General features: G+C 52.0%; 11 protein-coding genes. 4 read left to right on the plus strand and 7 right to left on the minus strand.

Annotated elements, in window-relative coordinates; genetic code table 11:
* From AC2FNV_RS18005 to AC2FNV_RS18020, 4 genes are all read left to right on the plus strand, one after another.
* A complete protein-coding gene (locus AC2FNV_RS18005) occupies window positions 1-1,350 on the plus strand; it encodes a selenium-binding family protein (RefSeq protein ID WP_170476412.1) in 1,350 nt (449 codons plus the stop codon).
* Window positions 1,347-1,712 carry a 2Fe-2S iron-sulfur cluster-binding protein gene (locus AC2FNV_RS18010; protein WP_170476411.1) on the plus strand — a complete coding sequence of 122 codons (366 nt, stop codon included), beginning with the start codon at window positions 1,347-1,349 and terminating at the stop codon, window positions 1,710-1,712. Before AC2FNV_RS18005 ends, AC2FNV_RS18010 begins: the two co-directional genes overlap by 4 nt.
* A 1-nt stretch (window position 1,713) precedes the next feature.
* Window positions 1,714-2,178, plus strand: a complete 465-nt coding sequence (locus tag AC2FNV_RS18015) for a CoA-binding protein (protein ID WP_170604180.1) — start codon at window positions 1,714-1,716, stop codon at window positions 2,176-2,178.
* Between the two features lie 189 nt (window positions 2,179-2,367).
* Window positions 2,368-3,000: a cysteine hydrolase family protein gene (locus AC2FNV_RS18020; RefSeq protein WP_170604178.1), complete on the plus strand. Its 633-nt coding sequence runs from the start codon at window positions 2,368-2,370 to the stop codon at window positions 2,998-3,000.
* A gap of 75 nt (window positions 3,001-3,075) precedes the next feature.
* Here AC2FNV_RS18020 and AC2FNV_RS18025 read toward each other — a convergent pair whose 3' ends face one another.
* The 7 genes from AC2FNV_RS18025 to AC2FNV_RS18055 all read right to left on the minus strand — a co-directional run.
* A complete protein-coding gene (locus AC2FNV_RS18025; protein ID WP_170604176.1) occupies window positions 3,076-3,897 on the minus strand; it encodes a citryl-CoA lyase in 822 nt (273 codons plus the stop codon).
* Entirely contained in the window at window positions 3,894-5,087 is a 1,194-nt protein-coding gene (locus tag AC2FNV_RS18030) for a CaiB/BaiF CoA transferase family protein (protein ID WP_170604174.1), read from the minus strand. The genes AC2FNV_RS18025 and AC2FNV_RS18030 overlap by 4 nt, the downstream gene beginning before the upstream one ends.
* 156 nt (window positions 5,088-5,243) lie before the next feature.
* Entirely contained in the window at window positions 5,244-6,767 is a 1,524-nt protein-coding gene (locus AC2FNV_RS18035; RefSeq protein ID WP_170476403.1) for a tripartite tricarboxylate transporter permease, read from the minus strand.
* A gap of 1 nt (window position 6,768) precedes the next feature.
* Window positions 6,769-7,260: a tripartite tricarboxylate transporter TctB family protein gene (locus AC2FNV_RS18040; protein ID WP_170604172.1), complete on the minus strand. Its 492-nt coding sequence runs from the start codon at window positions 7,258-7,260 to the stop codon at window positions 6,769-6,771.
* 77 nt (window positions 7,261-7,337) lie between these two features.
* Window positions 7,338-8,324: a tripartite tricarboxylate transporter substrate binding protein gene (locus AC2FNV_RS18045; RefSeq protein ID WP_170604170.1), complete on the minus strand. Its 987-nt coding sequence runs from the start codon at window positions 8,322-8,324 to the stop codon at window positions 7,338-7,340.
* Between the two features lie 29 nt (window positions 8,325-8,353).
* Window positions 8,354-8,854, minus strand: coding sequence for a ribonuclease E activity regulator RraA (gene rraA, locus AC2FNV_RS18050; RefSeq protein ID WP_170476399.1), 501 nt, complete (start codon window positions 8,852-8,854; stop codon window positions 8,354-8,356).
* Window position 8,855: 1 nt separating this feature from the next.
* A partial coding sequence (locus AC2FNV_RS18055) for a 2-methylaconitate cis-trans isomerase PrpF family protein (protein WP_496774052.1) occupies window positions 8,856-9,992 on the minus strand: 1,137 nt, incomplete at its 5' end.

Below are 9,992 nucleotides of genomic sequence, written 5' to 3' on the forward strand. Positions count from 1 at the left end.
ATGGAGTGTTGTGGCCCGGGTTATGCTTCTCCTCAGGAAGCCATCAAAGCGCCGCGTGAGAAGCTGCTTTATACCATTGCGATATACACAGGGACGGGGATTCAAAAACCAGACTACCTGGCGACTATCGACGTGGATCCTGACAGCCCAACGTACAGCCGCGTCATTCATCGACTTGATATGCCGGGTATTGGTGATGAGTTGCACCACATGGGGTGGAACGCATGTTCTTCATGTTTCGATGACAGTTCAATGTCCCGGAAATACTTGCTGCTACCCGGTGTCCGATCCAACAACATACATGTTGTGGATACTGCAACTGATCCCCGCGCGCCGCGTCTACACAAGGTAATTGATGGCGCCGAGATTAAGTCAAAAACAAACCTTTCAGGACCGCACACAGTACACTGTTTAGGCAGTGAAATCATCATATCGATGTTAGGCGATGCTAAAGGAGAGGCACCTGGCGGTTATCTTCATCTGAACAAGGATTTTGAGATAGTTGGCCGATGGGAAAACTCGATGGGAGATATCCCGTTTGGGTATGATTTCTGGTATCAGCCTCGGCACAATGTAATGGTCAGTTCCGAGTGGGCTGCGCCGAACACCTTCATGCCGGGCTTTGATCTCGAAGAAGTCGGTCACCTGAAATATGGGCGTCGGTTGCACCTGTGGGACTTCGAAAAGCGCGTGCCGGTCGAGACGATGTATCTGGGCGAGGATGGATTGATACCGTTGGAGGTTAAGTTTCATCACAATCCTGATAGCACACACGGGTTCTGCGGTGCAGCTCTTTCAGCCAATGTGATTCATTTCTGGAAGTCGGAGACAGGAAAGTGGGAATGGGAAAAGATCATCGACGTTGAAAATGAACCCCATCCCGAATGGCCAATTCCCGTGCCCGGCGTGATGTCGGCCATCTTGGTGTCTATGGACGACAAATACCTATATTTGAACAACTGGTTGCACGGCGACATGCGCCAGTACGACATAAGCGATCCGCACAAACCCATTTTGACCGGCCAAGTTTTTATGGGTGGTCTCTTGGGTAAGGCCCCTGATGTAAACGGAGTGGAAGTCGCTGGCGGGCCGCAAATGTTCCAACTTAGCCTTGATGGGCGACGTCTTTATGTCACCACATCGCTCTTTTCTACCTGGGATAACCAATTCTACCCGGAAATTCGTGAAAAAGGTGGTGTGATGGTTCAAATCGACTGCGATCCGGTAAATGGCGGAATGACCATAAACCCGGATTTCATTGTCGATTTTGGTCAAGAGCCGAATGGCCCTTCCAGATGTCACGAGGCTCGCTATCCCGGTGGGGATTGCACAAGTGATATCTGGCTATGAAGACTTACACTGTTACATTGGCTAATCGTGATGGCAGAACAGTTAGCGTCGATGCACGGCGCGCGCTGTTGGATAGCCTTCGGGATCAGGGTGTGGATCTGCCATACGGTTGCAAATACGGGGGCTGTATCACGTGCGCCGCAAAGCTGACACAAGGCAAGGTGGATCAGAGAAGGCAAGTTGCTCTGAACAATCGTCAAATCAATGATGGCTATATCATTTTGTGCGTGGCGAGACCTAAATCAGATTTGACGATTGAAATTGGAGTTGAAAGCCATGACCGGCTTTATCGCAATCCTTTTCTTGATCCTTTGAAACCTCATGAACTTAAGGCGGACATCGCCAAGCCGAAGGAAATCTGACGTGCCGGACGCAAATATAGATCACATCTATAACTATGAACCTGGCTATATCGCCGATATTTTAAGATCCGTTAAAACCATCGCTATGGTAGGTGCAAGCGGAGATAAGACCAAGTTCAGCTACGGCGTACTTCGGGTGTTGCACGAAACCGGATACGATATGATTCCGGTCAATCCAAACCCAAAACTGGCTGAAATCCGCGGTATTCCCGTCGCGCATTCGTTACAGGAAATCGATCGCCCGGTGGACATGGTTGAAGTTTTTCGCCCGAAAGAAGAGCTTTATCAAATTGCGGAGCAGGCCATCGAAATAGGGGCCAAGGTTCTGTGGGGGCAAATTGGCGTTTACGATGATGATGCAGCGCAATTAGCCAAAGATGCGGGTTTGAAAGTTGTCATGAATCGCTGCCCGAAAATCGAGTTGTTTCGTCCATTTTGGAAACCACGACTTGACTTACCCATATAACCGCTGGTTTGCCTTTGGACGAAAAAAATCTTGTACCATGAACCTGCGCTACGAAATCTTGGCGTTTGGATTTCTTGGCAAGCAACAAGCATCGAACCTTTTGTAATTCAGAGCGCTTTGGCACCATTTCGGGAAAGCGGCAAGAGTTCCCCGGGTTGATGCGCAATTCATCGAAAGGAGTAAAAGACATTGGCAAACACAAGCGTACCTGATCGACAACTGATTGAAGGCAAACCAGCACTGGTTGTGATCGATATTCAAAAAAGTACTTTCATAGACAACAGCGCAGTTAGGTCGATCGACAACATGCCTGGTTACAAAGAACGCATGATTGCAGCGAAAGATTTGATAGATTCAGCACATGAAAGAGACGTGCCAGTAATATTCATTCAGGAAGTACATCGCCCCGATTTTGTCGATTTTGGTCGTGAACTGGACGGTAGCGAGGGCATCCACTGTCTGGATGGAGACCCGCGAACAGAGATAGCCAAAGAGGAAATGGGATTTCTGGATGGGGACTATATTGTTCCGAAACGCCGATACTCTGCCTTTTTTGGAACGGATTTTGAAATTCTTCTTCGAGGGCTTCAGGTGAATACTTTGATCTTGTGTGGTGGGCTGACTGATGTATGCGTTCATTACACATTCGTCGATGCGCACCAATCAGATTATTTCTGCCGTGTCGTCGAAGATTGCGTCGCCGGTTCTTCGATCGAAGCGCACGAGGCCGCGTTGAATGCCATGGAATATCTTCAGACCGGTGCGAGGCAACAACGCTCTGCCGTTATCGAGGCTATTTCCGAATACAATGCGGCTGCCTGAGGCTTCAACAACGTTAAAATAGTTTGCGCGCGAGTGACCGATCAGAGCTAACCGAAGCAATTTCACAGAAAGCAATTACTTGTCGACTGAAATCGGATTTGGGCCCCGATATGCCCAGCGATAGCTTGGCGGGGTAGGCCCTTTGTTTCGACCACCCTGGTTCATCTGCTCCCAGGAATGAGCAACAAACCCGACGGAACGTGAAATGCAAAAAAGGCCGCGCGCCAAGGGTCCTGAGAACCCAAGTTCCGCATATATTACAGCAGTCGCCCCGTCGATATTCATCGGCACAGGATTACCAAACCGCGCAAGCAGAGACTTTTCAATCAAACGTCCGTAATCGGCGTACTGTCCGCCAATCACCCCAGCCTTCGCTGAGCTATCGACGAGTTCCAGCAGCCGGGGCGCACGCGGGTCAACTGGTTTATGAAATCGATGGCCGAAACCCGGAATAAACTTCGTTCGCTCCGTCTGCCAGACATCGATTGTTTGCTTGACTGCTGAGTCCAACTCCTGACCGTTTTGAACTCGCGCATCGACCAGCCCATAAAACTCCACAGCCTGTTCACCTGCACCACCATGGACATCATCCAACATGTTAACAGCGGACGCCATCGCACCATTCAAACCAAGACCGCAAGTTACAGCCATCCGAGCTGCTGCAATAGAAGGGGCTTGCGGACCGTGATCAACCGCGGCCACTAATGCGCTTTCAAGAAGCTTTGCCTGTTCGTCGGTCGGAATTTCTCCTCGGGTCATCAACCAGATCATTTTGGGGAAAGAAAGTTCTCCGATCAGATCCTGAATGTCATGACCGCGAATCCGGATTTGGCCCGGTGCCATGTCAATAATCTCGGTTGTCCACCAATCCGATACATCGCTGCCGTCTTGTTTCATATAACCCCATCCTTTTGAAGTTCGACCAAATCGTTTTGTGTGAGTCCAAGCTCCTCCCAAATTTCACTGTTATGCTTGCCGAGGATCGGCGGCGGAGTTTCGACCGTGAGCGGGCGGCCATCCAGTTTGAAACCTGTTGTAACGACTTCAATATTGCGGTCTACGCCTGGAACATTTTCGAATTCACGTAGGAAGCCTCGGTCTGCGACTTGAGGCATCTCCAATACTTCCGGGACAGTCAAAACGGCGCCGGATGGCACCCCGATCCGGTTCAATTCCTTTGCCCAGTCTCGCGCTGGGCGGCGTTTCAATACTTTTTCCAGTTCGGTTTTCAACTGAAACCGGTTTTTCTTTCGGTCCTCTCGGGTCGCATATTCGGGGCGTTGCCGTAAATCGGCCAGCCCAAGGTGATCGGTTAGGGCGACCCACTGTTCATCCTTGTTTGCGGCGATGTTGATTAATCCGGCACTAGCCTGAAACGTGCCTGAAGGTGCGGAAGTTACATTTTCGTTACCATTCGCCGACGGTTCAACCCCCGCGATCAGATAATTGGAAATAACCCAACCCATGGTAGCCAATACAGACTCCAACATTGATACGTCTATGAATGTCCCACGAGGTCTGCTGTTTAGCGCCGTGGAAATGGCAAATGCGGCAGTCAATCCACCCACGGTGTCGGCAACGGGAAACCCAACACGCAATGGCGCGCTTTCGTCGTCACCGGTAATAGACATAACGCCAGCAGCACCTTGTATGATCTGATCATACGCCGGACGATGCACCCAAGGTCCATCCTGCCCGAACCCGGAAATAGCGCAGTAGATCAGCTGCGGGTTGATGGATTTCAGAACGTCATACCCAAGTTCAAGACGGTTCATCACACCGGGTCTAAAGTTTTCAACGACGACGTCGGCAGTTTCCACAAGTTTCAGAAACAACTCTTTCCCTTGAGGATGCTTTAAGTTGATTGTGACAGATTTTTTCCCAGCGTTTTGCGCCAGAAATGAAACTCCCATGCTACTTGCGTTTAGGGTTGGATCAGCACCGAGTTGACGCGCAAGATCGCCGCGCCCCACTGCTTCGACCTTGATCACTTCAGCACCGAGATGCGCCAGATGGTGACAGCAAAACGGACCAGCCAACACGTTTGTCAGGTCCAAAACACGGATGCCGGAAAGTGGATGCGCCATAGAAGTCCTCTAGTCGATTTGGCACCTAAAGTGTGAGCGGGACAGGCGCCAGCCCAAGTAAGCCTACCGATTTGGGGCGCGTGCCGAAGTTTGGCCGGTCCGCCCACGCCTGCAATAGTTCAGACCAGTTTGGTGACTTCCGCTTGATTCCGGCTATCAATCACCATCAGCCACGCCCTCGGCGCGCGCACGTGCGCGACGTTGACGATAACTGGGCAGAACAACAAGTATCACCGCAAGCGCCAGCAAACCCAGTGTCATCGGGCGTTCCCAGATAAAGCTCATTCCATCGTAAAGCTGCATGGCTCGAGAAAAGTTGTTCTCTAACAGCGGCCCCAAAATGAACCCAATCAGCAACGGAGCAAGCGGGTAATCTGCAAATCGCAATAGCGTTGCACATACTCCGAAACCAACAAGTATAAGCAGTTCCGTCGCGTTGTTTTGGCCGATATACGCACCCATCAGTGTGAAAAACAAAATGAACGGAATTAGGAAGTTACGCGGAACGGCCAGAATTTTGGCGATATAGGGAATAAGTGGCAGATTCAGGATCAAAAGAACCAAGTTCCCAAGATACATCGAGATTATGACCGCCCAGAAAATCTGGGGCTCATCCACCATAAGACGCGGGCCCGGAGACACGTTCAGCGCGATAAGGGCACCAAGCAGGATCGCGGTTGTTCCTGATCCGGGGATACCCAGTGTCAGCAGTGGAACGAAGGAACCAGTACAAGCCGCGTTGTTGGCGCTTTCAGGTGCGGCGATGCCTTTGACGGAGCCTTTACCAAATTGCTCTTGTTCCTCTTTGGATGCTATGTTGCGTTCGACGGCATAACCAAGGAACGACGCGATAGTGGCACCCGCTCCGGGTAGCACCCCTATAAAGAACCCTTGGATAGACTGTCGTCCGATGACCGGTGTGATCCTGCGGGCTTCGTCGCGGGTGATGCGCAGATCCTTGATCTCGCCCGCATTCTCCCCGTCGCCCGTCTTGGAACGGTTAGGATCGAGCACGAGATAGATAGCCTCTGGCAGCGCAAACATCGCCATTGCAAGGGTGATAAAGCCAAAGCCTGATTGAAGATCCATTATGCCCATTGTGAAACGTGGTGCATTGAACAAAACGCCTTCGCCGACAGTAGCCATGATTAGGCCTACAAATGTCATCAAAAGAGCTTTGCTGACCTGTCCGGTGCCTGCAAAGGCAGCGATTGCGGATAAGCCAACCACCATGAGGGCGAAATACTCTGAGGAGTGAAACAGCAGTGCGACGGAAGCAAGGGCTGGGGCAAAAATCATTAAGAGAACGGCACCGATTGTTCCCCCGGCAAAACTTGAGATCGCGGCAACGGTAAGCGCTTTGCCCGCCTTTCCTTGTCGCGTCATCGGGTAACCGTCAAAACTCGTCGCGACAGTTGACGCCACGCCCGGGGCATTAATCAGAATGGACGAAGTTGATCCTCCAAATACTGCGCCATAGTAGACGCCTGCCAGCAAGATCAAGGCAGCTGACGGATCGCCGATTGTAATGGCGACCGGAATCATGATGGCAATGATCGACATGGGGCCCAACCCGGGCAGCATCCCGATGAATGTTCCAATCAGGCACCCGCCGATCACCATGAGGATATTCGTAAATGTGAAAGCCGTTGAAAGGCCCGTCATTAGTCCTTCGAGCATTTCAGCCTCCGTTCATGAAAGAAGGCAGCGGGCTCAGGAAGATACCCAAAACGGCATCAACCAGATACCATATGCTGCCCGCAGCAATCGCCGCAACGACCGCCATCAGAACAAAGCGTCGTTCGCCTAAAATGAAGCTTCCGCAGGCCAGAAACAGGAATGTCGCCGCCAGAAAACCAAGTGGCCTCAGTAAAAATGCGTAAGCAACCATCAAACCCAACAGCATCAGGGCCTGACCGACCTTGTATTCGCCCAGCCGTGACAAGTTGATATCGGCCGCATCTTCCTTTTTGGGGGCTTTTTCAAACCCAAGAAGAATGCTTAACGACAGTATGATACCGCCAGCGGCAAGTACCTTTGGGAAAGTTGATGGCCAGATTGGACGTTGTTTCATAATCGGTGGCAGAAGCCCGTCCATAGTGAAATAGGCCGCATAGCCATATGCAAAACATAGCATCAAGATGACAAGCGCTATCCAGCGATCAATAGCCATCTTCCCCTCCCTCGTTTTTTTCGTTACGCGCCCGAAAAGACCGGGCGCGCACATTTTTTTCGACTACGTGTTGCGGATCACAGGAACCCAAGCTTACGCATCAAATCGCCGATGACCTGTTCCTGATTTTCAAGGAAGGTCTGGAAATCGTCGCCGGGGTTGTGGATGTTCACCCATCCGTTGCGTGCGCGAACCTCTTCCCATTCTGGTGTTTCGTACATTTTGGCAATAGCTTCCTGATAGGCGGCAAGTTGTTCTGCCGGAAGGCCTGGTGCCGCAAAGAATCCGCGCCAGTTGACAAATGTGGTGTCGTTACCTTGTTCAACCATGGTCGGAGCGTCGGGATAAGCATCCACGCGGTCCGAAGAAGTCACGCCGATAATGCGGACTTCACCGGCCTTGGCCAGTTCGACCGCCTCTGAAAACCCGGTGGAAACTGCCTGAACCTCACCCGAGAGCAGGCCAGCCATCGTCGCGCCGCCGCCATCATAAGGTACGTATTTCATTGCGACCGGATCGGCTCCGGCTGCCTGAAAGACCATTGCAGCGACAAGATGGTCCATTCCGCCTGGGACCGAGCCGCCGCCAACGGCGACATTTGCGGGGTCAGCATTAAATGCTTCGATCAGGCCGTTGACGTCTTGAATATCGCTGTCTGCGGGAACAACAAGCGCTGCATAATCACCGATAGTTCCAGCAACCAAAGTCAAATCACGAAAGCTTTGGGGGAACACACCGGTCAGCGAGCGGATCACGATAGGCGTGGAATTCACCATCAGCGTACCATGGTTGCTGGCAGCGTTTTCGATTAGATACCCGATGGCTTTTCCACCGCCGCCACCTGACATGTTTTCGTAGCTTGCCGACCCAACCAGACCAGCTTTGGTCAACGCTTCGCCGGTTCCCCGTGCGGTTCCATCCCATCCGCCGCCGGCTCCACCGGGGATCAGAAAGTGGATGCTTTCAACAACCTGATGGCCATCTGCCAAGGCTGGGCTGCCTAGTGAAACCGCGGCAACAGCGGCTGCCGCGAATGCACGGCGCGTAAAATTGAAATAAGCCATTAATACCTCCCAAGGGCTTGTTTTCTTGCTCAAAGATTGAGCGGTTCGTCTGCGATCAGCACTCCATCCTCATCGCAGTAAATGCAATTTCCCGGTTCAAAAAGAGCGTTTCCAAAGGCCACCGGCAAGTCCAGCGCACCGATACCTGTTTTGCCTGACTTCACGGGCGTTGTGCCCAACGCCTTTATCCCTAAGTCGAGCTGGGCGAGTTGCCTGCTATCCCGGACAGCGCCGTTGATGACGATACCCGCCCAACCATTTGCGATTAGCCTTTCGGCCATTCTATCCCCCAACATGGCAGTGCACAGAGATCCTCCGCCGTCCAGTACGATAACACCTCCATTTCCTTGAGAAGTAAAGAGTTCTTCCTGAATCAGCTTGGTGTCCTCTAGGGTCACAGCGGTACGAATGCGCCCGGCAAACATCCGTTTCCCACCAAAATCACAAAATGGCAGTAAAACTTGCCGCGCTTTGCCGGGGTTTGCGTCGCTAAGATCAGTGGTGGGATAGCTTTTTAGTGCGAAAGTCAAATCACGCCTCCAACATCTCTGATGGAAACAGAACTGCGCCTTCCATGATCCGCCTCTGTGTTCGAAATGTGCCTGCAGAAATCGCTATTGGCCCAGAAACGCCGTGTTGTACATCTGCGGTTGTCGGAACTACTCCAGAAGGCGTGCCTATTCGAAGCTCATTGCTTTTCGGCTGCGCCAACTTCTCAACCAAAGTGCCTGGTATTTGAGCCGCGACGGCGGTGCACATCGCCCCGGTCAATGTAATAGCACGATGAAAGTTGCCCATCGAAACCAGCCGAACGTTCAGATCATGAGTGTTTGGTGCATGGGAGCTGCTGTCCAAAGCCGAAAACTCCCGCGCAGCACCAATAATGGCAACCTTTGGATTTGACTGTTTTACGGTTTGGTACGAGGTTGCCATGCCCATCGCCACAGCGCCTGCAGAACGGACACGCTCGATCAGGCCCATAAACTCTGTATCGTCGTCCAAGCGTTGCGGAAGTTCAGTCGCAGTCCTGCCCAGATCAGAAGCCCGGCAGAATACAACGGGGTTCGTGGCATCTACCATCGTTGCTTCGAGCGAACCAATTCCTTCAACTTCTAAAACGTCCAGAACGTTACCGGTTGGTAAAATCTTTCCTGTGCTGGAACCACCCGGCGCCAGGAAATCCAATGTGACCTTTGCGCCTGATCCTGACACGCCGGGGATAACAAAATCGCCTTGCTCAACAGGTTGTCCATCGCGAACCGGAAAGCGAGCATGATATATGCTTTGCGTGTTGGTGCTGTAAATTCTAACCAGTGCTTCTTTCTGATCGGCGCTGACCTTTATCATGCCTTCAGTCAGCGCAAACGGGCCGACGCAGGACGACATGTTCCCGCAGGCCGAACCATAATCGGTCACGGCCTCGTTCACGGCGACTTGGACGAAAGTGTAATCAACATCCGCATCTTCGCGTTGCGATGGGCTTACAATTACGACTTTAGATAGTGAAGACAGGCCGCCGCCCATGCCATCAAGCTGTCGACCGTAAGGGTCCGGACTGCCCAAAACATGCAAGAAAATGCGATCGCAGAGCGCAGGATCATGTGGCAGGTCCGCACCGTTGAAAACCACGGCCTTGGAAGTTCCCCCGCGATAAAATGCGGCGCGCAA

Source organism: Ruegeria sp. BHSA163 (assembly GCF_059613365.1).

Coding starts and splice junctions, on each gene's coding strand:
- AC2FNV_RS18010 (WP_170476411.1), top strand. CDS start 1,347: ATGAAGACTTACACTGTTACATTGGCTAATCGTGATGGCAGAACAGTT.
- AC2FNV_RS18040 (WP_170604172.1), bottom strand. CDS start 7,260: ATGGCTATTGATCGCTGGATAGCGCTTGTCATCTTGATGCTATGTTTT.
- AC2FNV_RS18030 (WP_170604174.1), bottom strand. CDS start 5,087: ATGGCGCATCCACTTTCCGGCATCCGTGTTTTGGACCTGACAAACGTG.
- AC2FNV_RS18045 (WP_170604170.1), bottom strand. CDS start 8,324: ATGGCTTATTTCAATTTTACGCGCCGTGCATTCGCGGCAGCCGCTGTT.
- AC2FNV_RS18005 (WP_170476412.1), top strand. CDS start 1: ATGGAGTGTTGTGGCCCGGGTTATGCTTCTCCTCAGGAAGCCATCAAA.
- AC2FNV_RS18035 (WP_170476403.1), bottom strand. CDS start 6,767: ATGCTCGAAGGACTAATGACGGGCCTTTCAACGGCTTTCACATTTACG.
- AC2FNV_RS18025 (WP_170604176.1), bottom strand. CDS start 3,897: ATGAAACAAGACGGCAGCGATGTATCGGATTGGTGGACAACCGAGATT.